Genomic DNA, 24446 nt, shown 5'->3' with positions numbered 1-24446 from the left:
TGGGGGCGCACTGATGGTGACGCTCGGCGAGGCGGTCGCCGGGGTGCAGAAGGAACTGGCCGCGGCCGGCGTCCCGTCGCCGATGGCCGACGCCCACCTGCTGGTCGCGCACGTGCTCGGCGTCGACCGGCCCGGCCTGGCTCGCCGGATCGTGCTGCGCGAGCAGCTGGACGACGCCGGGCTGGCCTCGCTCGCCGAGCTCACCGCGCGCCGGGCGGCGCGCGAGCCGCTGCAGCACCTGACCGGTACGGCGCCCTTCCGGACCATCGAGATCCTCGTCGGGCCCGGGGTTTTCGTTCCACGGGCGGAGACCGAGCTGAGCGCCGGAGTGGCGATCGAGGAGGCCCGGCGGCTCGTCGAGGCCGGGCGGGACCCCTTGGTCGTCGACCTGTGCAGCGGTTCGGGGGCGATCGCGTTCGCGGTCGCCGTGGAAGTGCCCACCGCGCGGGTGGTTTCGCTGGAACTGTCGACCGAGGCGGTCGGCTGGGCCCGGCGCACGCTGGCCGCGCTGGAGGCCGAGCACGAGGGGCTCGAGGGGCGGGTCGACGTCCGGGCGGGGGACGCGACCGGCGTCGACGCGGTCGTCGACCTGCTCGGCGCGGCCGACGTCGTCACGGCCAACCCGCCGTACATCCCGCCCGACGCCGAACCCGTCGAACCCGAGGTCCGCGACCACGACCCGGCCCTGGCGCTGTACGGCGGCGGCACCGACGGTCTCGAGGTGCCCCGGGCCGTGGTCGCGACCGCGGCGGCCCTGCTGCGCCCGGGCGGCCTGTTCGTGATGGAGCACGGCGAGGCCCAGGGCGCCGCGACGCGCGCGATCGCCGGCGGCCCCGGGTGGGAGGGCGCGGTGACCCAGGTCGACCTGACCGGCCGCGACCGGGCCCTCGTCGTGCGACGCGCACCTACCGTCGCCCGGTCCTCGGGCGGGCCGGGAACGCCGTAGGCTCGAGCCGAGGAGGCGTCCATGTTCGAATCCGTGCTCACGACCCGGGGCGTGACGGAGACGACCGCGCTGGCCGCGCGGATCGCCGCCGACGTCGTACCCGGCGACGTGCTGCTGCTCACCGGCGAGCTGGCCAGCGGCAAGACCCAGTTCGTGCAGGGCCTGGCCGTGGCCCTCGGGTACACCGGGCCGGTGACGAGTCCGACCTTCACCCTGGCCAACGTCTACGAGACGCCGCGCGGGCCCCTGGTGCACATGGACACCTATCGCCTCGACGACCTGCGGCAGTTCCGCGACCTGGGCTTCGACGCGTACTTCGACACCTCCGTCACGTGCATCGAGTGGGGCGGCCTGGTCGCCGACGACTTCCCGGACGCCCTGCACCTGGACCTGTCGGTCGTGCCGGGCGCGGACGACGAGCGCCGGGTCGCGCTGAGCGCCTCGGCCGAACGCTGGCGGGGCGTGGTCGAGAACCTGGCCACGACGGGAAGGGCCTGAACCGTGGGACTGCAGCTGCTGATGGAGACCTCGTCGTTCGACTACGAGGTCGCGCTCAGATCGGCGACGGGCTCGGACGGCGAGCTGGGGCCCGTCGTCGCGCAGAACATCCGGGCCGAGGGTTTCGACGGGGTGGCCGGTCTGGTGTCGCGGTGCCTGGCCGAGGCCAGGCACGGGGTCGCCGACCTGGAGTCGATCGTCGTCGACCGCGGCCCCGGCGACCTGATGTCGCTGCGCTCGGGCATCGCCTACGCCAACGGGCTGGCCTACGCGCGCAAGCTGCCGGTCGCGGGCTTCGACTCCCTGGAGCTGATGGCTCGCTGCGTCCCCGAGGAGCGGCCGGTGCTGGCCGTGCGCAAGCACGCCCGGCGCACCGCGTTCGCCCGGTTGTTCGTCCCCGGCGCGGCGCCGCAGTACGTGGACGGTGAGCTCGACGACCTGGTCGAGCACGTTGTGGGCCCGGCGAAGGTCGACGACCTGGTCGTGCTGGGCGCCTTCCGCGACGAGCTGGCCGAGCGGCTGGGCGCCGAGGCGCTCGCCGTCGACGCGCCGTCCGTCCGGCAGCTGGCCGACCTGCTCGACGAGCGCGAACCCGAGTTCGCCGTCCTGGCCCGGGTGATCACCGAGGCCGACCCGATGTTCTCTCCGGTCCGGGAGCCGCTGCGTGCTGAAAGATAGGGTGGCGAAGTGATGTCGCAGGGCGTGCAGCCGGCCGACTGGTCGAGCGCGGACGAGGTCCTGACCGCGGGCGGCGTGGCGCTCGTGCCGACCGACACGGTCTACGGCCTCGCGGTCAGACCGGACCGGGACGACGCCATCGACAAGCTGTTCGCGATGAAGGGCCGGCCGCGCAACGTCAACCTGCCGATCATGGTCGACTCGATCGCCGCGATCGAGGGGCTCGGGGCCGTGGTCGACCGGCACGCCGCGCGGCTGCTGAGTTCTCACCTCGTGCCGGGGTCGCTGACCGTGGCGCTGGGCGTACACCCCGAGAAGCTGCCGCCCTGGCTGGCGGGGCGGGACGAGATCGCGGTCCGCATCCCGGCCCACGACGGGATGCTCGCCCTGCTCGGCCGGGTCGGTCCACTGCTGGTCACCAGCGCCAACGCGCACGCGCACGCGACGCAGGACGAGGTGCCCAAGATCCTGGCCGACCTGCTCGCGCCGCCCGACCTCGTGATCGACTCCGGCCCGCTGGGGCGTGTCGCGTCGACGCTGGTGAACTGTAATCTCGCCCAGCCCGCCGTCGAACGGGTGGGCGTCGTGCCGACGAGCGAGATCGAGGAGGTGCTCGGGGTCCATGTCTGACGAGTCTGACGAGTTGATCCTCGGCCTCGAGACCTCGTGCGACGACACCTCGTGCGCCGTCGTCGCGCCCGACGGCCGCGTCCTCGGCGCGGCGACCGTCTCGCAGATCGAGCTGCACAACCAGTGGGGCGGGATCGTGCCCGAGCTGGCCAGCCGCGCCCACATCGACAAGGTGCTCGTCGCCGTCGACACCGCGCTCACGGAGGCCGGCGTGGACCCGGCCCGGCTCACCGCCATCGGCGTGACCCGCGGGCCGGGCCTGATCGGTTCGCTGAAGGTCGGCGTCGACACGGCGCAGGCGCTGGGCTACGGCTGGGACAAGCCGGTCCTCGGCGTCAACCACCTGCGCGGTCACCTGCGCAGCGCCGACCTGGAGGAGAAGCGGGTCACGTTCCCCGCGCTCATCCTGCTGGTCTCCGGTGGCCACACCCTGCTGGCCCACATGACGTCGTCCGCCGACATCCGGCTGCTCGGCTCGACCGTCGACGACTCCCTGGGGGAGGCCTACGACAAGGTGGCGCGCATGCTGGGCCTGGGCTACCCGGGCGGCCCGGTCGTCGACCGGCTCGCGAAGGACGGCACGGCGAGCATCCCCTTCCCCCGGCCGATGCTGGCCGACGGGCTGAACTTCTCGTTCTCCGGTTTGAAGACGGCGGTGCGCAACTTCCTCGCCGAACACCCCGACGCGCCCCCCGCGGACGTGGCGGCGTCATTCGTGGCGGCCTGTCTGGAGGTCCTCGAGGTCAAGTGCCGTCGCGCGTTGCGCCAGGTCGAGGCGGAGTCGCTGGTGATCGTCGGGGGTGTCGCCGCCAGCCCGCAGGTCCGCCAGCGGGCCGAGGCGATGTGCACCGACCTGGGGGTCAAGCTCTGCCTGCCGCCCCTGCGCTGGTCGACCGACAACGGCGCCATGATCGGGCTGGCGGCGTGGGACTACCTCGCCCGAGGGGTCGACGTGGGCCTGCGGCCGACCTCCTCGCTGTCGCTGGACCTCTTCTAGATGAGCAGGTACTTCGACGTCACGGACCTCGGTGAACGGGCCCAGGGCATCAGCGTGGCCGCGGACCACGTGGGCGCGGGCTCGTGCGTCGTGGTCCCGACGGACACGGTGTACGCGATCGCCTGCGACGCCTTCTCACCCCAGGGCCTGCAGGGTCTGCAGGCGGCGAAGGGGCTGAGCCGGCTGGTCAACCCCCAGGTCCTGGTGCCGCATGTGCGCACGCTCGACGGCCTGGCCACGGCCGTCGGCCCGGACGCGCGGGCGCTGGCCGAGGCGTTCTGGCCCGGGGCGCTGACCATCATCTGCCGGGCCCAGCCGACCCTGAACTGGGAGCTCGGGGCCGCCGACGGCACCGTCGCCGTCCGGATGCCGCTGCATCCCGTCGCCCTCCAGCTGCTGGAGCGGACCGGGCCGCTGGCGGTCAGCGGCGCCAACCTGACCGGCGCCCCGGCGGCCACCACGTGCGGGGAGGCGCAGCTCCAGCTGGCGGATGCGGTCGAGGTGTACCTCGACGGCGGCCCGAGCACCGGCGGCGTCCCGTCGTCCGTCGTCGACACCACCGGCCCGACGGTCCGGCTGCTGCGCGCGGGCGCGATCGACGCCGAGGGGCTGCGCGCCGTCGTCCCCGACCTGCTCGTGCCCGGTCAGATGCCCGATGAGGTGCCCGCGCCGTGAGGGGTTACCTCTTCGTCCTCGTGGTCGCCGCGGCGGTCACGTACCTGACGACGCCCGCCGCCCGCCGGATCGCGCGCCGGTTCGGGGCGATCACCGAGGTCCGCGAACGCGACGTGCACACCGTGCCGATCCCGCGGCTGGGCGGGACGGCGATCTACCTGGGCATCGCGGTGTCGCTGCTGATCGCCAGCCGGGTGCCGTTCTTCGAGGGCATCTTCGACTCGCGCGAGCCGTGGATCGTGCTGCTGTGCGCCGGGGCGATCTGCCTGCTCGGCGTCGCGGACGACCTGTGGACGCTGGACGCCGTCACCAAGTTCGCGGGTCAGGCGCTGGTCGCCGGGGTGATGGCCTGGCAGGGACTGCAGCTGGTGCTGCTGCCGCTGGGCGGCGTGTGGATCCCGTCGCCGGGCGTGCTGATCGTGCTGACCGTGCTGGCCGTCGTCATCTGCATCAACGCGGTGAACTTCGTGGACGGCCTGGACGGGCTGGCCGCCGGCATCGTGGCGATCGCCGGGTCGGCCTTCTTCGTCTACGCCTACCTGCTCACCAAGGACCTGAACAAGCAGGACTACTCGTCGCTGGCCGCCCTGATCACGGCCTCGCTGGTCGGGGCCTGCGTCGGTTTCCTGCCGCACAACTTCAACCCGGCCCGGATCTTCATGGGCGACTCGGGTTCGATGCTGATCGGTCTGCTGCTGGCCGCCTCGACGGTGGAGATCACCGGGAAGATCGACCCGGACGCGGTGTACGCCGGGCGCATCCTGCCCGCGTTCCTGCCCGTCGTCCTGCCGCTGGCCGTGATCGCGCTGCCGCTGATCGACCTGTTCCTGGCCGTCTTCCGGCGCACGCGCGCCGGGCAGAAGTTCTGGCAGCCCGACAAGCTGCACCTGCATCACCGGATGCTGGCCATCGGGCACAGCCACATGCGGGCCGTGCTGATCCTCTACTTCTGGACGGCGACCGTCGGGTTCGGCGTCGCGCTGTTCGCCGTGCTGCCGGCGCACTGGGCATCGCTGATCGCCGCGCTCAGCGTGCTGCTGGCGCTCGCGTTGACCCTCGGGCCCTTGCGGGGCCGGCTGGCCGCCGCCCGGCTCGCCGCCCTCGAGGCCGGGCGTTCGATCGCGGAGGCGAACCGGATCGCGGCCGCCGCGCAGGAGGCGGAGGACGCCGAGGCGCAGGGGACGGCGGTGGCCACCCACGACCCGGACGTCGACCCCGCACTGCGGGTGGCCGAGGGGCCGGAGGTCCCCGGGGCACCCGCCCCCGGGAAGGCGTCGTGAGTCACGGGCCCGCACATGATCCCGGTGGTCCGACCCGGGACCCGGCCGGTGCGCTGCTGCGCGGCGGCGCGGGGCCGGGGCTGGCCGCGCTGCTGGTCGCCGCCCTGGTGATGCTGGTGCTGGACGGCGGGGCCGCGGCGGTGAGTGCCGCGGTCGGGGGAGTGCTCGCCGTCCTGGCCCTGGCCGTGGGCCCACTGGTGATGCGGGCCGCGGGGCGGTTGACCCCGAGCGGGTTACAGGCGGTGGCTGTCGGTTCGTACTTCGCGGTCGTCGTCGTGCTGGGCGTCGTGTGGGTGCTGCTGGGGGCGGTCGAGGAGTTCGACGACACCGCCGCGGCGGTGGGGGTGCTGGCCGCCGCGGGGGCCTGGGTCGTGGGCCAGGCGGTGCGCACGCGACGGTTGCGCACGCCCGTGTTCAGCGACACCGAACTGCCTCGCTGACGCTCCGCCGGAGGCCTTGCCGGTGGTCACGATGGGTTCCCGAAAACCGACTACGTGATTGTGAACACATTCACATAGTCGCCTCAGGGGCGACTCCGAATCGCCCTGGGTAGCCGCTGAGCAGGGCGTTCGAGCCCCGTTTGCGCCCGTAGCACCCGTTGTTCATGCCCGATCGAGGCCCGGGTGACCGATTACGGAGGGGCACCGGTCAAGGTGCTTCACAGGCGCTGCTACAGTCTGCCCAGATGGACGACGACACGTCCCGTAACGGCTCGACCGCGGAGGCTTCCCACGCCGAAGTCCGGGCCGGGTGGACGGTGCTGTCGTACCTCATCTCGGGTCCGATGCTCTACGGCGGGCTCGGGTGGCTGCTGGACCGGTGGCTGGGCACCCAGGTGTTCACGCCGGTCGGTCTGGTGGGCGGCATGGCGCTCGCGCTGTACGTCATCGTGAAGCGCTACGTCAGTCCCCCACCGTCCGACCCGACAGCGGGCGACGGGGAGCCGGAAGTTCCACCCGCGTCAGACGAGCAAGCACCATAGCACTCTGAGTAATCAAGGAGGATGGCAGGTTGATCGCGCTCGCCGCCGCAGCCGAAGGGGGCTACGAGGCTCCCGGCGTCGCCGACTTCTGGCAGCCGTTGATCGGCGACGGTGCCTTCGCCATCACCCGGCCCATCTTCGTCTTCGGCATCTCGGCCATCCTGCTGTGCATCGTGCTCGTGCGCGCAACGAGGAACCTGAGCGTCGTCCCGGGCAAGGGGCAGGCGCTGCTGGAGGCCAGCTACAGCCTGGTCCGCAACTCGATCGGGCGCGACATCATCGGCGCCAAGGACTTCATCAAGTTCATCCCGCTGCTGTTCAGCCTGTTCACCGTCATCCTGGTGAACAACCTGTTCGGGATCATCCCGGTCGTCCAGTACCCGACGATGAGCCGCATCGGCTTCCCGATCGCTCTGGCTCTCGTCGTGTACGTCGTCTACCACTTCCTCGGCGCCCGCAAGCACGGGGTCGGCGGCTGGATCAAGCGCATCTCGATCCCGCCGGACGTGCCGGGGTTCGTGCTCCCGCTGCTGATCCTGCTGGAGCTGAACACCTACTTCATCGTCCGGCCGGTCACGCTGGCCCTGCGACTCTTCGGCAACATGTTCGCGGGCCACATCCTCCTGCTGCTGTTCATCCTCGGCGGCGAGTACCTGGTCTTCGAGTCGGGCAGCATCGGCCTGGCGGGCGCCGGCCTGGTCACCTGGCTGATGGCCTTCGTGATGACCTGCTTCGAACTGCTGGTCCAGTTCCTGCAGGCCTACATCTTCACGTTGCTCGCCGCGCTGTACATCGCGGACGCCCTCGCCGACGAACACTGATCGGCGGCACCACCACACCAGACGTTCCCCGGTCTTCGGGCCGGGGCACAGCACCACCAAACCGACGGCGCACCGCGCGCCGAGCTCCGAGAGGAAGAGACGGACAATGGAAGGCAACATCGCGATCCTGGGCTACGGCCTCTCCGCCATCGGCCCCGGCATCGGCGTCGGCCTGATCTTCGCCGCCTACATCAGCGGCGTGGCCCGCCAGCCCGAGGCGCGCGGCATGCTGCAGCCCCTCGCGTTCCTGGGCTTCGCCCTCACCGAGGCGCTGGCCATCTTCGGTCTCGCCCTGGCCTTCGTCTTCCGCTGATCGGCGGACGACCGAACACCCCGCCGAACTGAGACGAGGCAGCCATGAGTGCACTGTCGGCCGTACTGGCCGCCACCGAGGGCGAGGAAGAGGGCGGCTGGGCGAACGCCTACCCGATCATCCCGCACCCGGCCGAGCTGATCGCGGGCTTCATCTTCTTCGCGATCATCCTGTTCGTGGTGGCGAAGTGGGTCGTGCCGCAGCTCGAGGAGCTCTACGCGGAGCGGACCGCCGCCATCGAGGGCGGCATCCAGAAGGCCGAGGCCGCGCAGGCCGAGGCCAACGCCGCGCTGGAGGAGTACCAGAACCAGCTGGTCGAGGCCCGGGCCGAGGCCGGTCGCATCCGCGAGGAGGCGCGCGCCGAGGGTGCGCAGATCCTGGCGGAGCTGCGCGAGCGGGCGCAAGCCGAGTCGGCCCGCATCGTCGCGGCCGGTGAGCAGCAGATCGCGGCCGAGCGGCAGCAGGCCATCGTGCAGTTGCGCGCGGACGTCGGCACGCTGGCCACCGAGCTCGCGTCGCGGATCGTCGGCGAGGCCCTGGCGGACGAGGCCCGGCAGAGCCGGGTGATCGACCGCTTCCTCGACGAGCTCGAGGCGTCGGAGTCCGCCGTCGCCGACGGAGCACGCTGATGCAGGGAGCGAGCCGCCAGTCGCTGGCCCAGGCCCACGAACAGCTCGAGTCGCTGGTCGCGGCGGGCCCGCGCGGCGGGGCCCCGAAGGCCGACCCGGCGGTCGTCGGCGACGAGCTGTTCGCCGTCACGGGCGTGCTGGCCGGCAACCCCGGCCTGCGCCGGGCGCTCACCGACCCGACGCGGCCCGCCGAGGCCAAGTCGGCGCTGGCCGAGCGCCTGTTCGGGTCGCTCAGCGCCCCGACGCGGACCCTCCTGAATTCGCTCGTGGGCAGCCGCTGGGCCGACCCGGGCGACCTGGTCGACGCCACCGACGAGCTCGGCGTCAGCGCCGTCCTCGCCGGCGCGCAGAACGCGGGCACGCTCGACGACGTCGAGGACGAGCTGTTCCGGTTCTCCCGCACCGTCGCGGCCGACACCGGCCTGCGGGACGCGTTCTCGGCCCGCAGCTCGGGGGCGGACCGCAAGGCCGCGCTGGTGACCACCCTGCTCAAGGGCAAGGCCACCCCGCAGACGACGCGGCTCGCCGTCCAGGCGGCCACGGCCCCCCGCGGGGTGCGGACCGACCAGGCCCTGGAGTCCTACCTGGCGGCCGCCGCGAAGCGGCGCAGCCAGCTGGTCGCCGAGGTCGTCGCGGCCGTCGACCTGAAGCCCGCGCAGCGAACCCGGCTGGCGGCGTCCCTGCAGCGCATCTACGACCGCGAGATCCGGCTCAACGTGACGGTGGACCCCGAGGTCATCGGCGGGTTGCGCATCCTCGTCGCCGGAGAGCTACTGGACAGCACGGTGCTCGCCAAGCTCGGCCGGGCCAAGCGGGCCCTCGCCGGCTGACCGCAAACAGCTACAGCACAGACCTAGAACTCAGACCGAAAGCAGCTCGGCCCGACGGGCCAAGACGAACAGAGAGCAGGGGATTCCAGATGGCGGAGCTCACCATCCGTCCCGAGGAGATCCGGGACGCCCTGGACGCCTTCGTCCAGTCCTACGACGCCGAGTCGGCCGCCCGCGAGGAGGTGGGCCGGGTCGCCGAGGCGCGCGACGGCATCGCCATCGTCGAGGGCCTGCCGAGCGTGATGGCCAACGAGCTGCTGGAGTTCGAGGACGGCACCCTGGGCCTGGCCCAGACCCTCGACGTGCGCGAGATCGGCGTCGTCGTCCTCGGTGAGTTCAGCGGCATCGAGGAGGGCCAGGAGGTCAAGCGGACCGGCGAGGTCCTCTCCGTGCCCGTCGGCGACAAGTTCCTCGGCCGGGTCGTCGACCCGCTGGGCACCCCGATCGACGGTCTCGGCGAGATCGAGGCCGAGAGCCGCCGCGCCCTGGAGCTCCAGGCGCCCTCCGTCGTCCAGCGCAAGTCGGTGCACGAGCCGCTGCAGACCGGCATCAAGGCCATCGACTCGATGACCCCGATCGGGCGCGGCCAGCGCCAGCTGATCATCGGCGACCGCCAGACCGGCAAGACGGCGATCGCGATCGACACGATCATCAACCAGAAGGCCAACTGGGACAGCGGCGACCCGAGCAAGCAGGTCCGCTGCATCTACGTCGCGATCGGCCAGAAGGGCTCGACGATCTCCTCCGTGCGCGGTGCGCTCGAGGAGGCCGGCGCCCTGGAGTACACGACGATCGTCGCGTCCCCGGCGTCCGACCCGGCGGGCTTCAAGTACCTGGCGCCGTACACCGGTTCGGCCATCGGCCAGCACTGGATGTACGCCGGCAAGCACGTCCTGATCATCTTCGACGACCTGAGCAAGCAGGCCGAGGCCTACCGCGCGGTGTCGCTGCTGCTGCGCCGCCCGCCGGGCCGCGAGGCCTACCCCGGCGACGTCTTCTACCTGCACAGCCGGCTGCTCGAGCGCTGCGCGAAGCTCTCGGACGACCTGGGGGCCGGGTCGATGACCGGGCTGCCGATCATCGAGACCAAGGCCAACGACGTGTCGGCGTACATCCCGACCAACGTCATCTCGATCACCGACGGCCAGATCTTCCTCCAGTCCGACCTGTTCAACGCCAACCAGCGCCCCGCGGTGGACGTCGGCATCTCGGTCTCGCGGGTCGGCGGTGACGCCATGACCAAGGCGATGAAGAAGGTCACCGGCTCGCTGAAGGTCGACCTGGCGCAGTTCCGCGCGCTCGAGGCGTTCGCGATGTTCGCCTCCGACCTGGACGCCGCCTCGCGTCAGCAGCTGGCCCGCGGCCAGCGCCTGATGGAGCTGTTCAAGCAGCCGCAGTACTCGCCGTACCCGACCGAGGAGCAGGTCGTCTCGGTCTGGCTGGGGACCTCGGGCAAGCTCGACGTCATCGAGGCGAGCGACGTGAGCCGGTTCGAGCGCGAGTTCCTCGACCACCTGCGTCGCTCGACCAGCATCCTGAAGACCATCGCCGAGACGAACCAGTGGAGCGACGACACCGCCGCCGCGCTGGAGACCGAGGTCGAGGCCTTCACCGCCGGGTTCACCGGTGGCGACGGCGGCGTCCACGCCGGTCACGAGGAGCACGAGGCGACCGCCGACGAGGACATCGAGCAGGAGCAGATCGTCAAGCAGAAGCACTGAGCCGTAACCGGTTCCGCTTCGACAGACGGTCTAGGGAGAGCAGGAAGACATGGGAGCGCAGCAGCGGGAGTACCGCGCGAAGATCCGTTCCACGGCTTCGCTGGAGCGCATCTTCCGCGCGATGGAGCTGATCGCCACCTCGCGGATCAGCAAGGCGCGCCAGGCGGTGTCGTCCTCGACGCCGTACGCCCGGGCGATCACCCGCGCCGTCTCGGCGGTGGCCACCTTCTCCAACGTGGAGCACCTGCTCACCACGGAGAAGGAGCAGGTCCGCCGGGCCGGCGTCCTGGTCGTCACGAGCGACCGGGGCATGGCCGGGGCGTACTCCTCGAACGCTCTCAAGGCGGCGGAGGAGCTGACCAAGCGCCTGCGCGACGAGGGCAAGGACGTCGTCACCTACGCCTCCGGGCGCAAGGCGGTGGCCTTCCTGAGGTTCCGTCGCCGGGACATCCGGGCCGAGTGGACCGGCTTCTCCGACTCTCCGCGGTTCGAGCACGCCCGCGAGATCGGTGAGCGCCTGGTGGCGGACTTCCTGGCCGACTACGAGGACGGCGGGATCGACGAGATCCACATCGTCTTCACCCGGTTCGTCAGCATGGTCACCCAGCAGCCCGAGGTCATCCGATTGCTGCCCCTGGAGGTCGTCGAGGGTGACGAGCCCCCGGCACCCGAGGACGTCCTGCCGCTCTACGAGTTCGAGCCGAACGCGGCCGAGGTGCTGGACGCGCTGCTGCCGAAGTACGTGGACGCCCGCATCTTCAACGCGCTGCTGCAGGCCTCGGCCTCGGAGCTGGCGGCCCGCCAGCGGGCCATGAAGTCGGCGTCCGACAACGCCAAGGAACTCATCCGCACGTACACCCGGTTGGCCAACCAGGCCCGCCAGGCCGAGATCACCCAGGAGATCAGCGAGATCGTCGGCGGGGCCGACGCCCTCGCCGGCTCCTGACCACCTGACCCGGCCGAGCAGGCCACCAGACCTTTCGACCGTCGACCAACGCAGTCGGTACAGCAGGGAGAAGACGCAATGACCGCCACCGTCACCGAGAACGAGGCCTCCTCGACCGAGGCCGGCGCCGGCCGCGTCGCGCGGGTCATCGGGCCCGTCGTCGACATCGAGTTCCCCGCCGACGCGATCCCCGAGATCTACAACGCGCTCTACATCGACTACGAGCTGAGCGGCGAGCCGATCAAGCTCTGGCTCGAGGTCGCCCAGCACATCGGCGACAACGTCGTGCGCGCCATCGCGCTGAAGCCGACCGACGGCCTGGTCCGCGGCATGACCGTGACCGACAGCGGCGAGTCGATCTCCGTGCCGGTCGGCGACGTGACCCTCGGGCACGTCTTCAACACCATGGGCGACTCGCTCGACGTCCCGACCTCGGACCTGCAGGTCACCGAGCGCTGGCCGATCCACCGCAAGCCCCCGGCCTTCGACCAGCTCGAGTCCAAGACCGAGATGTTCCAGACCGGCATCAAGGTCATCGACCTGCTCACCCCGTACGTGCAGGGCGGCAAGATCGGCCTGTTCGGCGGCGCCGGTGTCGGCAAGACGGTGCTGATCCAGGAGATGATCGCCCGCGTGGCGCGCGACCACGGCGGTGTGTCCGTGTTCGCCGGCGTCGGCGAGCGCACCCGTGAGGGCAACGACCTGATCAAGGAGATGGACGAGGCCGGCGTCCTCGGCCAGACCGCCCTGGTCTTCGGTCAGATGGACGAGCCGCCGGGCACCCGGCTGCGGGTCGCGCTGTCCGCGCTGACGATGGCGGAGTACTTCCGCGACGTGCAGAAGCAGGACGTGCTGCTCTTCATCGACAACATCTTCCGGTTCACGCAGGCCGGTTCCGAGGTCTCCACGCTGCTCGGCCGGATGCCGTCGGCCGTGGGTTACCAGCCGAACCTGGCGGACGAGATGGGCACGCTCCAGGAGCGGATCACCTCGACCCGCGGTCACTCGATCACCTCGCTGCAGGCGATCTACGTGCCGGCCGACGACTACACCGACCCGGCCCCGGCGACCACCTTCGCGCACCTCGACGCGACCACCGAGCTGTCCCGCGAGATCGCGTCGCTGGGCATCTACCCGGCCGTGGACCCGCTGACCTCGACCTCGCGCATCCTGGACCCGCGCTACATCGGCCAGGCGCACTACGACACGGCGATCCGGGTCAAGCAGATCCTCCAGCGCAACAAGGAACTGCAGGACATCATCGCGCTGCTGGGTGTCGACGAGCTGTCCGAGGAGGACAAGATCGTCGTCTCCCGGGCGCGCCGCCTGCAGCGGTTCCTGTCGCAGAACACCTACGTCGCCAAGCAGTTCACCGGCATCGAGGGTTCGACCGTCCCGGTGAACGAGACCGTCGAGGCCTTCACGAAGATCTGTGACGGCGAGTACGACCACGTCGCCGAGCAGGCCTTCTTCATGTGCGGTGGCCTCGACGACGTCGAGCGCAAGTGGGACCAGATCCAGAAGGAGACGGGTGCCTGATGGCTCTCCAGGTCGACGTCGTCAGCGCCGAGGAGCGCCTGTGGCAGGGCGAGGCCACGCGGGTCATCGCCCGCACGGTCGAGGGTGACATCGGCATCCTGACCGGGCACGCCCCGACGCTGGCGATCCTGGCCGCGGGCCAGGTCCAGATCCTGACCGGCTCGGGGGAGACGGTCGCGGCTACCGTGCAGGACGGCTTCTTGTCCGTCGAGCACGACCGCGTCACGATCGTCTCCCAGGACGCCACGCTGGGCTGAGAACGGTCAGCGTAGGCGTCGGGTCGGGCAACAGGTCGAGCATCGGTAAGCGGGTCGAGGCGCTATGGGCGGGTTCTCGGAGTACGTCGCCGCCCCTGTCATCGTTGTCCTGACGCTGCTGCTCCTGCTCGGCCTGGCCCTGGGAGCGGTCGTCGGACGCCGCTACGCGCTCGGGCGCGACCTGGTCAGCTTCGACTGCGCCCTGCGCAAGCACCCGACCGGGAAGCCGGGCGGGTGGATCCTGGGGGTGGCCCGCTACAGCGGCGAGAACCTCGAGTGGTTCCGGGTCTTCACGCTGACGCTGCGTCCGCGGCGGGTCCTGGAGCGCGGCCGGCTCGAGGTCGTCGAGCGGCGTGAACCCACCGACACCGAACTGGACTCGATCCTGCCGGACTCGGTGGTCGTACGCTGTCGCTACGGCTCCGATGCGGATCGCGAGATCATCGAGTTCGCGATGAGCGAGCAGGCCTACAACGGGTTCGCGACCTGGCTGGAGTCCGCGCCCCCCGGGTTCGCCTCGTACACCCGCTGATACGCCCGTTCGGGACGGGTCGGACTTGACGCGGTGGGGCGGGGTTCATCAGGATTTCGCCCCACTGCACTGGCCACGGGGGTCATGGCAGCTCGTCCGGAGGTGCCCGTGAGCCCCGCCACCCGTGTTCTCGCCGCCTGCTCGATCGCCGTCCTGGGGCTGGGCTCCCTGGTCGCCGCGAGCGGCCCGGCCCACGCGGCCGTCGCGTGCGTCGACACCGGTGGCACCGGCGACTTCAACGGCGACGGTGTAGCCGACCAGGTGGCCGGCGACCCGGGGGCGACCGTCTCCGGCAGGGCCAAGGCCGGGCGGATCGACGTGCGGTACGGCAAGGCCGGCGGCGGGTTCGGGTCGTCGACCACCATCGCCCAGGGTTCGGCCCAGGCCGGCGGTACGGCCGAGACCAACGACGGGTTCGGCCAGACCCTGGCCGTCGGCTTCGTCGACGGCGACAAGTGTGCGGACGTCGTGGTCGGGACGCCGGGCGAGAACCTCGGTGAGTTCACGGACGTCGGCCAGGTCGAAATCCTCTTCGGCGGCCCCGACGGTCTGGGCTCCGGCCGTGCACCGAAGACCATCTCCGGTAACGGTTTCGCCGGGCCGCGCAGCAGTGGTTCGCGCTACGGCGCCGCGCTCGCGCTCGCCAGCGACATCGATCGCAACGGGGCGGGCGAGACGGGTCGGGAGCGATACGCCCAGCTCGCGATCGGGGTACCCGGCCTGCCGGTCGGTGGCCGGGCCCGGGCCGGGGGCGTGGTGCTGTTGTCGTTCGACGACACGGCGACCACCGACAAGTCGCTGTTCGTCAGCCAGGACACGGCGGGCGTCACCGGGGTCGCCGAGGCTGGCGACGCGTTCGGCAGCAGCCTGGTCTTCGGCTCGGGTCTGTCGGGGGCGTGCACCAACGCGATCCGACCCTGCCAGGACCTGATGGTGGGTGTGCCGGGCGAGAACGAGGGCGCAGGTGCGGTCGAGCTCCTGGTGAGTCCGCTCACCGCGGCGCAGGTGGAGGGGGACACGCTCAGCCAGGCCACGCCCGGGGTGGCCGGTGCCGCTGAGGCGGGTGACGAGTTCGGCGCCGCGCTCGCGGTGGGCCGCGAGCCGGCGACGCTGGTCCCCTGGGTCGCGGTCGGCATCCCGGGGGAGGACGTCGGGAAGGCCAAGGACGCCGGATCGGTCCAGCTGCTGCGCTTCGGTGACAAGGACATCCTGAACACGGTCGTGGGGCAGGACTCGAAGGGGATCTCGGGGACCGCGGAGGCCGGTGACCGGTTCGGGGCGAGCGTCGCGATCGGTTCGGTCCAGCACGACTTCATCGAGCTCAGCCTGGCGGCCGGGGTGCCGGGGGAGGACGTCGGCGACCTGAAGGACGTCGGGGGCGTGGCGGGCATCGTGTTCACCACGTCGGGGGCGCGCGGCTCGGACGACGTCTTCGTCACCCAGGACTCGACGGGCGTACCCGGCAAGGCGGAGGCCGGCGAACGGTTCGGATCGGTACTGGCCGACCGGGGGACGCTCCGGCTCGGGGTTCCCGACGACAAGGGCTACCCGGCCGGGGCCGTGTTCGACCTGACGTGGGACACGCTGTTCGGCCTCAGCACCAAGGCCGGGACGGCCTGGACCGTGAGCGGCGGCTCCCGGTTCGGCGCGGCGATCGGCTAGGGCGGCTAGATCGGCTCGACCGCCGGGACGCCGATCCGCTGCACGTCCGCACCGAGGCCGCGCAGCGCGACCTCCAGGCCGTCGTACCCGCGGTCGATGTGCGCGACCTCGTGCACGGTCGTCTCGCCGTCGGCGACCAGCCCGGCCAGCACCAGTGCGGCCCCGGCTCGGATGTCGCTGGCCTCGACCGGCGCCCCCGACAGGCCGGGGACCCCGCGTACGTAGGCGTGGTGCCCGTCGACCCGCACCTGCGCGCCGAGCCGGGCGATCTCCTGGACGAAGCGGAACCGGGCCTCGAACAGGTTCTCGGTGATCATCGACGCGCCGTCGGCGACCGCCATCAGCGCCACCATGAACGGCTGCAGGTCCGTGGGGAAGCCGGGGTAGGGCAGCGTGGCGACGTCGACCGAGCGGGGCCGCTGCGGCCCGACCACCCGGAAACCGTCCATGGCGTCGGACACCTGCGCCCCGGCGTCCGTCAGCTTGTCGAGCACCAGCTCGAGGTGACCCGACTCACCACCGCGCACCACGACGTCCCCGCCGGTCATGGCGGCTGCGAAGGCCCAGGTGCCGGCGGCGATCCGGTCGGGCACCACCCGGTGCTCGACCGGGTGCAGCCCCTCGACGCCCTCGATCTCGAGGGTGCTGCCCGCGACGCCCTCGATCCGGGCGCCCATCCGGCGCAGCATCCGGCACAGGTCGACGACCTCGGGTTCGCGGGCCACGTTGTCGAGCACGGTCCGGCCCTTCGCGAGAACCGCCGCCATCACGAGGTTCTCGGTCGCGCCGACGCTGGGGAACTCGAGCCGGACCTCCGCGCCGATCAGCCCGCGGGGCGCCTCGGCGACCAGGTAGCCGTGCCGCAGCTCGACCTCCGCGCCGAGCGCCTGCAGACCCTGCACGTGCATGTCGAGGCCCCGGGAGCCGATCGCGTCCCCACCGGGCAGCGCGACCTCGGCGGCGTGCTGGCGGGCCAGCAGCGGCCCGAGTACGGAGATCGAGGCGCGCATGGCCCGGACGAGGTCGTAGTCGGCGCGGTGCCCCGGGCCGCTCGGCACGGTCACGCTCAGCGTGCCGCGCCCGATCTCGTAGGCCACCTCGCAGCCGAGCCGGTTCAGCAGTTCGGCCATGATCCGCACGTCGAGGATGTCCGGGACGTCGACCAGGGTGCAGGTGCCCTCGGCCAGCAGCGCCGCGGCCATCAGTTTCAGGACGCTGTTCTTCGCCCCGGGGACGCGCACGTCGCCCTGCAGGCGGGTGCCACCGACGATCCGGAACGCTTCCACGAGAAGCGATCGTAGGGGGCGAACTAGTCTGTGGCGCATGGTGAACCTGACCAAGATCTACACCCGCACCGGTGACGACGGCACCACCGCGCTGGGGGACTTCAGCCGGACCTCGAAGAACGACCCACGGCTGGTCGCCTACGCCGACGTGGACGAGGCGAACAGCGCGATCGGCGTCGTCCTGGCCGCGGCGGGCGAGGGGCTCGACGAGGCGGTCGTCGGGGTGTTGCGTCAGGTCCAGAACGACCTCTTCGACGTCGGGGCCGACCTGTGCGTCCCGCTGTCGAGCACACCCCCCGGCCCGCGTAGTCCCGCGCCCTTGCGGGTCACGCAGCCGTACGTCGACCGGCTCGAGGCCGCCTGCGACACGTACAACGCCGACCTCCCGGCGCTGCGCTCGTTCATCCTCCCGGGCGGGACGCCGGCGGCCGCCTACCTCCACGTCGCCCGCACCGTGACCCGCCGTGCCGAGCGGGCGGTGTGGGCGGCGATCGAGGCGCACGGAGTCGAGTCCGACGGTGGCGTCAACCCGTTGGCGGCCCAGTACCTGAACCGGCTCAGCGACCTGCTGTTCATCCTCTGCCGCCGGGCGAACCCCGGCGGTGACGTGCTGTGGCAGCCGGGGGGCCAGGCCCCCGGCGACTCCTCGAGCGACTCGTAGAGCACTCCGGGCCGCCCTCTTCACACCCGTCCCACACCTGTCACAACAATGTCGAGTGATCGAGTCACGATTGGCTCACGATGCGCCACAGCCGTCGCCGCGGCTCAGGTTTCCCGTGCGGCTGCCGACTACTGTCTGACCCAGAGATCGACCACGTTCGGTTGCTTTGGGTTGGCGCTGGGTAAACGTACCTGGTAGCCGCGGCAGCGAAACGTCGAGCGTCGGCACGGTTGCGCTCGGGGGCGTGGGGTGGGAGGCAAGGCGATGGGTGATCTGCAGATCGATCTGGCGCGCGGGGACAGTGTGTCCCTCGTGGGCCGTCTCGACGCGCGCACCGCGGCCGCCGCACGGGCGGCGTTGCACGACGTGGTGGACAGCGGGCGCGGCGAACTCCTGGTGGAGCTCGGTGGTCTGGAGATCTGGGACAGAGCCGGGCTCGGCGTCGTCGTCGGGCTCGCCCGCCGGGCCGCCGGCCGCGGTCGCACCCTGGTCCTGCTGAACCCCGGGCCGCGCGAGGCGCGCCTGTTGCGGGTGGCCGGCGTCGGCCGGATGGCGCGGATGACCGCGTCGGTCCCCGAGGCCGACGAGGCCCGACTCCTCGCCTGAGCCGCCGCTCGGAGCCGGCCCGGGTGAAGCTGCGAGACTGACCGGGTGCATCTGGCGGTCGACCTCGTAGCCCTGCTCGCCCTCGCCGCGGCCACCGCGGGTTTCGCGACCCGTCTCGGCCTGTCGGCCCCGCTCGTGCTGACCGCCCTCGGGCTCGTGCTCTCGTTCGTGCCCGGCGTCCCGGTGATCGAACTGGAGCCGGACGTCGTCCTGCTCGGCATCCTGCCGCCGCTCCTGTACGCGACGGCGATCCGCACGCCCTGGGTCGACATCCGCCGCAACCGGCGCAAGATCGCCCTGCTGTCCGTCGGTCTCGTGCTGTTCTCGTCGTTCGCCGTGGCGCTGGTCGTGCACGCCGTGCTGCCCCAGGTCGACTTCGCGCTCGCGCTGGCGCTGGGGGCCGTGGTGGCCCCGCCGGACGCCGTCGCCGCTTCCGCGGTCGCCCGCCGGGTGAGCATGCCGCGCGGCGTGGTCAGCCTCCTCGAGGGCGAGAGCCTGCTCAACGACGCGACCGCGCTGGTCACGCTGCGCACCGCGCTGGCCGCCGTGGCCGGATCGGTCAGCCTGCTCGGCGCGGGCGGCGACTTCGCGCTGGCCGTCGCGGTCGGCGGTGGGGTCGGGTGGGTGCTCGCCCAGGTCGCCGCGCAGGTCCGACGCCGCGTCGAGGACCCGGTGCTCGACACCACGCTCTCGCTGGTCCTGCCGTACGCCGCCTACCTGGCCGCCGAGGAACTGCACGGTTCGGGCGTGATCGCGGTCGTCGTGGCCGGGCTGATGCTGGGCCACCGCTCGCCGGAGATCCAGTCCGCCGCCTCGCGGGTGACCGAGCGGGTGATCTGGCGGACGGTCCAGTTCCTGCTCGAGAGCGCCGTGTTCCTTCTGATCGGCCTCCAGATCAAGGGTTTCGTGGACAAGGCGATCGAGGACGACATCGCCAACACGGACGTCGCCGTGCTGTGCGCCGCGGTGCTGGGCACGGTGGTCGCCGTCCGGATGCTGTGGATCTACCCGGCCACCTACCTGCCGCGTCTGATCCCGGCGGTGCGCCGCGCCGAACCCGAGCCCCCGTCGTGGCGGGCCGTCACGCTGGTCGGTTGGGCCGGGATGCGCGGCGTCGTCACCCTGGCCGCCGTGCTGACGATCCCGGCCGAGGAGGAGGGGTACCCGGCGCTGGTGGTCGCCGCGTTCACGGTGGTGGCGGGCACGCTGCTGCTGCAGGGGACGACGTTGCCCTGGCTCGTGCGCGCCCTCAAGGTCCGCGGTCCGGATCCGGTGGCCGACGCGCTGCAGGTCGCGCTGGTGCAGCAGCGGGCGGTGCGGGCCGGGCTGGCCCGCCTCGACGAGAAGGTCACGGACGACGACCCGGAGGAGGTCGTGGGCCCGCTGCGGAACTGGGGGGAGCGGGTCGCGAACGCCGCGTGGGAACGGTTGGGCGGCAACGGTTCGGGCAGCGGCGAGAGCCGGGAGACGCCGGCCGCGACGTTCCAGCGGTTGCGCACCGAGATGCTGACCGCCGAACGCGAGGTGGCCGTGGAGCTGCGCCGCAGCGGCTCCCTGCCCTCGGATCTCGTCGAGCAGGTGCTGGAGCGGATCGACGAGGAGGAGGCCATGCTCGGCCGGTTCGCCCATCGCGCGGGGGCCGAGATGGCGGGTCGCTCCACGGCCCTGACCACCCCGGCGGCGTGCGAGCACCTCGCGTCGGCGCCCGTGTCGGTGTCGCCCGACGCCTCACCCGACGCCTGCCCCGACTGTCTGGCGATCGGCGACCACAACTGGGTGCACATGCGGATGTGTGTGGAGTGCGGGCACGTCGGCTGCTGCGACTCCTCCCCGAACCGGCACTCCCACGTGCACTTCGAGAAGACCGCCCACCCGGTCATGCGCAGCATCGAGCTGGGCGAGGACTGGCGCTGGTGCTGGGTCGACTCCGAGCTCGGCTGACCCCCTCTTCCCCCGTTGATCATGCACGAACGCAGACTTGGCGCGTCGATCATGCGCAAACGCATGATGCGTTTGCGCATGATCAGCGCGGAAGTCATGCGTTTGCGCATGATCAACGCAGGAGGGGGAGGGGTCAGGAGCGGGCGGCGAGGAGGTCGACGACGGGGCGGCCCAGCTGGTGCGCGCGGGCCTCGAACCGCGTGACCGGACGCCAGGCCGGGCGCCCACGCTCGGCCGAGAGCGTCAGGCGCGGTTCGGCGTCCAGCGCCTCGACCATCTGCTGCGCGTAGTCGGCCCAGTCGGTGGCGCAGTGCAGCAGGCCGCCGGGCGCGAGCCGGTCGGCGACCAGCGCGACGAACGCCGGCTCGACGAGGCGCCGCTTGTGGTGGCGGGCCTTGGGCCACGGGTCGGGGAAGAAGACCCGGACGCCGGCCAGTGACCCGGACGGGATCCGCTCCTCCAGCAGCTCGCGACCGTCGCCCACCAGCACCCGGACGTTCGTCAGGCCGCCTTCGTCCAGTCCCTGCACCAGGGTGGCCACTCCCGGCGTGTGCACCTCGGCCGCGATCACCCCGAGCTCGGGCTCGGCGTCCGCCATGGCCAGCGTGCTGGTGCCGACGCCGAAGCCGATCTCGAGGACCACCGGGACGCCGTCCCCGAACAGTCCGGCGAGCGACAGCTCGCCCTCCGGCAGCGCGTACCGGTGCAGCAGCGTGTCCAGCGCCGCCCGCCGGGTCTGCCCGATGCGGCTGCGGCGCAGCTTGTACGTCCGCACGGCGCCCGCGCGGGGCTCGACGCAGTCACTCACGCGCCCCATCCTCCTGCAGCGGTTCGGCCGGCCGGCTCAGCCGTCCCCGGTCAGCTCCTGGACGTGCTCGTGCACGGTGTCGGCGATGGCGGTCAGGAACCGGGCCACCACCTCCACCTCCTGCGGGCTGAACCCGGACAGCACGTCCTGCGTGCGGTCGCCGAGCGGGCCGAAGAAGGCCACGCCGGTGGCCATCCCCTCCTCGGTGTAGCGCAGGTGGACGACGCGACTGTCGGTCGGGTGCTCGCGGACCCGGCGCACGTGCCCGGCCCGTTCGAGCCGGTCGATCACGTAGCTCGTGCCGGCCGAGGACAGCCCCAGGTGCTGGCGCAGGGCCCCGGGGGTGAGCGGCTCGCCCGAGCGTTCCGCGCCCATCACCGCCACGAGGGCCTGCAGGTCGGCGGCCTGCAGACCGTTACGGGCGGAGAAGGCGTGTGCGAGTCGGGTGGAGTCGGTGCCGTAGCGGCGCAGCGCCTCGAGGATCTCGCCCAGGGGGCCCTCCCGGCCGGTCTGCATTTGCGTCCCACCTCCTCGCGCGATTAACTCTCACTCATTGAGTATCTCACTGATTGAGAGACAGGGCTGAACGATGGTCGACCGCATCCTGCACCTGCTGACCGGCCGCCGCTCGGCATGGCTCGTACTCATTCTCGCGGTGGCGGCTTCGGCCGCCGTCATCGGGCTCGGTGGCCAGCTGCAGGTGGACGACGACCCCGCCGCCGGCGTCCCGACGTCCAGCCAGTCCGCCGACGTCGCTCGCCTGCAGGCGCAGCTGCCCGGGGCCCGGCAGAACCCGGCGCTCGTCGTCTACAGCCGCCCCGGGGCCGGCCTGGACGAGGCGGACCTGGCGGCCGTGACCGAACAGCGATCCGCCCTGGCCCGCCTGGCCGAGGGCGGTCAGGTCTCCCCGCCGCAGGTCGCCCCCGACCGCACCGTCGCCCTGGTCGCCGTCCCGCTGCCGGCCGCGGCCGACGTCGAGGACACCGCCGCGTCGGTGCGCCAGCTGCGCGAGACGGTCCGGGCCGGTCTGCCGGCCGGGCTTACGGCGCAGGTCAGCGGCGCGGCCGGGTTCCAGGCCGATATCGCCTCCGCCTTCGACGGGGCCGACCTGCGGCTGTTGGGCGCCACCGCCGCCGTCGTCGCTCTGCTCCTGCTGGTCACCTACCGCAGCCCGTTCCTGTGGCTGGTCCCGCTGATCGTCGTCGGCGTCGCCGACCAGGTGGCCGGCGCGCTGCTGAAGATCCTGTCCCGGCACAGCGACCTGCGCATCGACCAGTCGATCACCGGAATCGTCGCGGTACTGGTCTTCGGGGCGGGCACCGACTACGCCCTGCTGCTGATCGCCCGCTACCGCGAGGAGCTGCGCCGCCGGCCCGACCGGCGAGAGGCGATGCGCGCCGCCGTGGGCTCGGCCGGGCCCGCCGTCCTGGCCTCGGGGGTGACCGTCGTCCTGGCCCTGCTCACGTTGCTGCTGGCCGCCCTGAAGTTCGACGTCGCGATCGGCGCCGCCGGTGCGATCGGCATCGCGGTGGCGCTGGTGTACGGCCTGCTGGTGCTGCCCGCCGCGCTCGTCGTCTGCCCGCGCGGGGTGTTCTGGCCGCTGGTGCCGCGCGCCGACGAGTCCGGACGCCGGGCCAACGAGCGGGAGGGCCGCGGCTGGCGCCGGATCGGCACCTGGACGGCGCGCCGGCCGTGGCCGGTGGCCCTCACCTCGATCGTCGTGCTGGGCGCGCTGGCCACCGGGGTGCTCAGCACCTCCTACGGCCTCAGCCAGGCCGACGGCTTCCGCACCGCGGCCGAGTCGGTCGACGGCCTGCGCACCCTGGCCAAGGCCTTCCCCGCCGGTTCGGTGGAACCCCTGGCCGTGATCACCCGCCCGGACCGCGTCGACGACGTGGTGACGGCCGCCCGGCAGGTCGAAGGGGTGGCCCAGGTGCGTCCCGGTGACCGCTCGGCGAGCCTCGCCCAGGTCGACGTCGTGCTGTCGGCCGCCCCGGACACCCCCGCCAGCTACCAGGCCGTGCGCGACCTGCGGACGGCCCTGGCCGCCGTGCCCGGCGCCGACGCGAAGGTGGGTGGTGGGGTGGCCACCAACCTCGACGCCCGCGATGCCGCGGTGCGCGACCTGAAGCTCATCGCCCCGCTCGTCCTGCTGGTGGTCTTCCTCGTCCTGCTGGTGCTGCTGCGCTCCCTGGTCGCGCCGTTGGTGCTGATCGTGACCGTGGTGCTCAGCTACTTCGCCGCCCTCGGCGGGGCCAGCCTGCTGTTCAGTCAGGTGCTCGACTACCCGGGCCTCGACTTCCAGGTGCCCCTGCTGTCCTTCCTGTTCCTGGTCGCTCTCGGGGTCGACTACAACATCTTCCTCAGCACCCGGGCCCGGGAGGAGGCCGCGCGGGTCGGCACCCGCCGCGGCGTCGTCGACGCCCTCGCCGTCACGGGCGGCGTGATCACCAGTGCGGGCATCCTGCTGGCCGCGGTCTTCACCGTCCTGGGGGTGCTGCCGGTGACCGTGCTGACGGAACTGGGGGTGATCGTGGGCCTCGGCGTGCTGCTCGACACCCTGCTGGTGCGGACCGTGGTCGTCCCGGCGCTGGTGGAGATCCTGGGGGAGCGGTTCTGGTGGCCGGGCCGGGCGGTCGGAGTCTCCACCCGGACGTCACCCGGTACGTAGGCTCATCCCGTGGTCACCCACCTGAAGTACTCGCGCACGTACCCCGTGCCGGTCGACGTCGCGTACGCGCGGGTCCTGCCGGTCCCGCTGCAGGACGTGCTCGGTCGGCGGTTCCTCGTGGTCGCGGGCGTCCGCTCGACCGAGCAGACCGGGGAGTGGGGTTCCGCGGGCGTCGGGCAGCAGCGCCGCATCCGGTTCACCGACGGCGGGACGGCGCGCGAGACCCTGACCGGCCTCGAGGTCCCGCACTGGTTCGGCTACCACCTCGACTCCTTCACCGGGCCCTTGAAACTGCTGATCGGCGGCGTGGACGGCCGCTGGTCGTTCACCCCGGAAGCCGTCCGTGACCACGTCGGCACGCGGGTCACCTGGAGCTGGGAGGTCACCCCGGCGAGCCGGGTGGCCGAGCGTGGAATGCCCCTTCTGCGGTGGTTCTGGACGGGCTTCGCCCGTCAGGGCTTCGACGACATCGGGAAGCTGCTGTCCGCCTGAGGTCCGCGGTGATCCCGCCCACACCGCACGTACTGCTGAGCGCGG

General features: G+C 72.1%; 27 protein-coding genes. 24 read left to right on the top strand and 3 right to left on the bottom strand.

Annotated features, from left to right (window positions below):
- Positions 1 to 13 precede the first annotated feature (13 nt).
- The 19 genes from prmC to ACIB24_RS21535 all read left to right on the top strand — a co-directional run bounded on the left by prmC (position 14) and on the right by ACIB24_RS21535 (position 15936).
- Positions 14 to 946 (top strand): peptide chain release factor N(5)-glutamine methyltransferase, encoded by a 933-nt coding sequence (gene prmC, locus ACIB24_RS21625; protein WP_398284278.1) that lies wholly within the window; start codon positions 14 to 16, stop codon positions 944 to 946.
- A 21-nt stretch (positions 947 to 967) separates the two neighbouring features.
- Positions 968 to 1444: a tRNA (adenosine(37)-N6)-threonylcarbamoyltransferase complex ATPase subunit type 1 TsaE gene (tsaE, locus tag ACIB24_RS21620; protein WP_398284277.1), complete on the top strand. Its 477-nt coding sequence runs from the start codon at positions 968 to 970 to the stop codon at positions 1442 to 1444.
- A 3-nt stretch (positions 1445 to 1447) separates the two neighbouring features.
- Positions 1448 to 2122, top strand: a complete 675-nt coding sequence (locus tag ACIB24_RS21615; RefSeq protein ID WP_398284276.1) for a hypothetical protein — start codon at positions 1448 to 1450, stop codon at positions 2120 to 2122.
- Between the two features lie 12 nt (positions 2123 to 2134).
- Positions 2135 to 2752, top strand: coding sequence for an L-threonylcarbamoyladenylate synthase (locus tag ACIB24_RS21610; protein WP_398284275.1), 618 nt, complete (start codon positions 2135 to 2137; stop codon positions 2750 to 2752).
- Positions 2745 to 3749 (top strand): tRNA (adenosine(37)-N6)-threonylcarbamoyltransferase complex transferase subunit TsaD, encoded by a 1005-nt coding sequence (gene tsaD, locus ACIB24_RS21605; RefSeq protein ID WP_398284274.1) that lies wholly within the window; start codon positions 2745 to 2747, stop codon positions 3747 to 3749. The genes ACIB24_RS21610 and tsaD overlap by 8 nt, the downstream gene beginning before the upstream one ends.
- The gene (locus ACIB24_RS21600) at positions 3750 to 4424 is read left to right on the top strand and encodes an L-threonylcarbamoyladenylate synthase (RefSeq protein WP_398284273.1); all 675 of its coding nucleotides are present in this window, start codon (positions 3750 to 3752) and stop codon (positions 4422 to 4424) included.
- The gene (locus tag ACIB24_RS21595; RefSeq protein ID WP_398284272.1) at positions 4421 to 5704 is read left to right on the top strand and encodes an MraY family glycosyltransferase; all 1284 of its coding nucleotides are present in this window, start codon (positions 4421 to 4423) and stop codon (positions 5702 to 5704) included. The genes ACIB24_RS21600 and ACIB24_RS21595 overlap by 4 nt, the downstream gene beginning before the upstream one ends.
- Positions 5701 to 6144, top strand: a complete 444-nt coding sequence (locus ACIB24_RS21590; RefSeq protein ID WP_398284271.1) for a hypothetical protein — start codon at positions 5701 to 5703, stop codon at positions 6142 to 6144. The genes ACIB24_RS21595 and ACIB24_RS21590 overlap by 4 nt, the downstream gene beginning before the upstream one ends.
- A gap of 245 nt (positions 6145 to 6389) precedes the next feature.
- Positions 6390 to 6686 carry a hypothetical protein gene (locus tag ACIB24_RS21585; protein WP_398284270.1) on the top strand — a complete coding sequence of 99 codons (297 nt, stop codon included), beginning with the start codon at positions 6390 to 6392 and terminating at the stop codon, positions 6684 to 6686.
- A 29-nt stretch (positions 6687 to 6715) separates the two neighbouring features.
- Complete coding sequence (atpB, locus tag ACIB24_RS21580) at positions 6716 to 7507, top strand: F0F1 ATP synthase subunit A (RefSeq protein WP_398284269.1); 792 nt, start codon at positions 6716 to 6718, stop codon at positions 7505 to 7507.
- A gap of 106 nt (positions 7508 to 7613) precedes the next feature.
- Positions 7614 to 7820 (top strand): ATP synthase F0 subunit C, encoded by a 207-nt coding sequence (gene atpE, locus ACIB24_RS21575; RefSeq protein WP_398284268.1) that lies wholly within the window; start codon positions 7614 to 7616, stop codon positions 7818 to 7820.
- A gap of 44 nt (positions 7821 to 7864) precedes the next feature.
- Positions 7865 to 8449, top strand: a complete 585-nt coding sequence (locus ACIB24_RS21570; RefSeq protein ID WP_398284267.1) for a F0F1 ATP synthase subunit B — start codon at positions 7865 to 7867, stop codon at positions 8447 to 8449.
- Positions 8449 to 9279, top strand: a complete 831-nt coding sequence (locus tag ACIB24_RS21565) for a F0F1 ATP synthase subunit delta (RefSeq protein WP_398284266.1) — start codon at positions 8449 to 8451, stop codon at positions 9277 to 9279. The genes ACIB24_RS21570 and ACIB24_RS21565 overlap by 1 nt, the downstream gene beginning before the upstream one ends.
- Before the next feature lie 89 nt (positions 9280 to 9368).
- Positions 9369 to 11000: a F0F1 ATP synthase subunit alpha gene (atpA, locus tag ACIB24_RS21560; RefSeq protein ID WP_398284265.1), complete on the top strand. Its 1632-nt coding sequence runs from the start codon at positions 9369 to 9371 to the stop codon at positions 10998 to 11000.
- A 49-nt stretch (positions 11001 to 11049) separates the two neighbouring features.
- Positions 11050 to 11946: a F0F1 ATP synthase subunit gamma gene (locus ACIB24_RS21555; RefSeq protein WP_398284264.1), complete on the top strand. Its 897-nt coding sequence runs from the start codon at positions 11050 to 11052 to the stop codon at positions 11944 to 11946.
- Positions 11947 to 12024: 78 nt separating this feature from the next.
- The gene (atpD, locus tag ACIB24_RS21550; RefSeq protein WP_398284263.1) at positions 12025 to 13485 is read left to right on the top strand and encodes a F0F1 ATP synthase subunit beta; all 1461 of its coding nucleotides are present in this window, start codon (positions 12025 to 12027) and stop codon (positions 13483 to 13485) included.
- Positions 13485 to 13742, top strand: coding sequence for a F0F1 ATP synthase subunit epsilon (locus tag ACIB24_RS21545; RefSeq protein WP_398284262.1), 258 nt, complete (start codon positions 13485 to 13487; stop codon positions 13740 to 13742). Before atpD ends, ACIB24_RS21545 begins: the two co-directional genes overlap by 1 nt.
- A gap of 64 nt (positions 13743 to 13806) precedes the next feature.
- Complete coding sequence (locus ACIB24_RS21540; RefSeq protein ID WP_398284261.1) at positions 13807 to 14274, top strand: DUF2550 domain-containing protein; 468 nt, start codon at positions 13807 to 13809, stop codon at positions 14272 to 14274.
- A gap of 108 nt (positions 14275 to 14382) precedes the next feature.
- Positions 14383 to 15936 carry a hypothetical protein gene (locus ACIB24_RS21535; RefSeq protein WP_398284260.1) on the top strand — a complete coding sequence of 518 codons (1554 nt, stop codon included), beginning with the start codon at positions 14383 to 14385 and terminating at the stop codon, positions 15934 to 15936.
- Between the two features lie 5 nt (positions 15937 to 15941).
- Here the strand turns inward: ACIB24_RS21535 and murA are convergent, their stop codons facing one another.
- Positions 15942 to 17222, bottom strand: a complete 1281-nt coding sequence (gene murA, locus ACIB24_RS21530) for a UDP-N-acetylglucosamine 1-carboxyvinyltransferase (protein WP_398284259.1) — start codon at positions 17220 to 17222, stop codon at positions 15942 to 15944.
- 37 nt (positions 17223 to 17259) lie between these two features.
- Here murA and ACIB24_RS21525 point away from each other — a divergent pair, with 37 nt between their 5' ends.
- From ACIB24_RS21525 to ACIB24_RS21515, 3 genes are all read left to right on the top strand, one after another.
- On the top strand, positions 17260 to 17883 hold the full coding sequence (locus tag ACIB24_RS21525; protein WP_398284258.1) for a cob(I)yrinic acid a,c-diamide adenosyltransferase: 624 nt from the start codon (positions 17260 to 17262) through the stop codon (positions 17881 to 17883).
- 264 nt (positions 17884 to 18147) lie between these two features.
- Complete coding sequence (locus ACIB24_RS21520; RefSeq protein WP_398284257.1) at positions 18148 to 18489, top strand: STAS domain-containing protein; 342 nt, start codon at positions 18148 to 18150, stop codon at positions 18487 to 18489.
- Positions 18490 to 18534: 45 nt separating this feature from the next.
- Positions 18535 to 20430 (top strand): Na+/H+ antiporter, encoded by a 1896-nt coding sequence (locus ACIB24_RS21515; protein WP_398284256.1) that lies wholly within the window; start codon positions 18535 to 18537, stop codon positions 20428 to 20430.
- Between the two features lie 133 nt (positions 20431 to 20563).
- Here the strand turns inward: ACIB24_RS21515 and trmB are convergent, their stop codons facing one another.
- Both trmB and ACIB24_RS21505 read right to left on the bottom strand, forming a co-directional pair.
- The gene (gene trmB, locus ACIB24_RS21510) at positions 20564 to 21238 is read right to left on the bottom strand and encodes a tRNA (guanosine(46)-N7)-methyltransferase TrmB (RefSeq protein WP_398284255.1); all 675 of its coding nucleotides are present in this window, start codon (positions 21236 to 21238) and stop codon (positions 20564 to 20566) included.
- Positions 21239 to 21274: 36 nt separating this feature from the next.
- Entirely contained in the window at positions 21275 to 21754 is a 480-nt protein-coding gene (locus ACIB24_RS21505; protein ID WP_398284254.1) for a MarR family winged helix-turn-helix transcriptional regulator, read from the bottom strand.
- A gap of 73 nt (positions 21755 to 21827) precedes the next feature.
- Between ACIB24_RS21505 and ACIB24_RS21500 the strand changes: the two genes are divergently transcribed.
- Together ACIB24_RS21500 and ACIB24_RS21495 are read left to right on the top strand one after the other, a co-directional pair.
- A complete protein-coding gene (locus ACIB24_RS21500) occupies positions 21828 to 23909 on the top strand; it encodes an MMPL family transporter (RefSeq protein WP_398284253.1) in 2082 nt (693 codons plus the stop codon).
- A 9-nt stretch (positions 23910 to 23918) separates the two neighbouring features.
- Positions 23919 to 24401: an SRPBCC family protein gene (locus ACIB24_RS21495; protein WP_398284252.1), complete on the top strand. Its 483-nt coding sequence runs from the start codon at positions 23919 to 23921 to the stop codon at positions 24399 to 24401.
- Positions 24402 to 24446 lie beyond the last annotated feature (45 nt).

The organism is Spongisporangium articulatum, assembly GCF_044465595.1.
GTDB lineage: Bacteria > Actinomycetota > Actinomycetes > Actinomycetales > Kineosporiaceae > Spongisporangium > Spongisporangium articulatum.
Note: the sequence above shows the minus strand (reverse complement) of the source record. Positions and strands in the feature narration are given on the sequence as shown.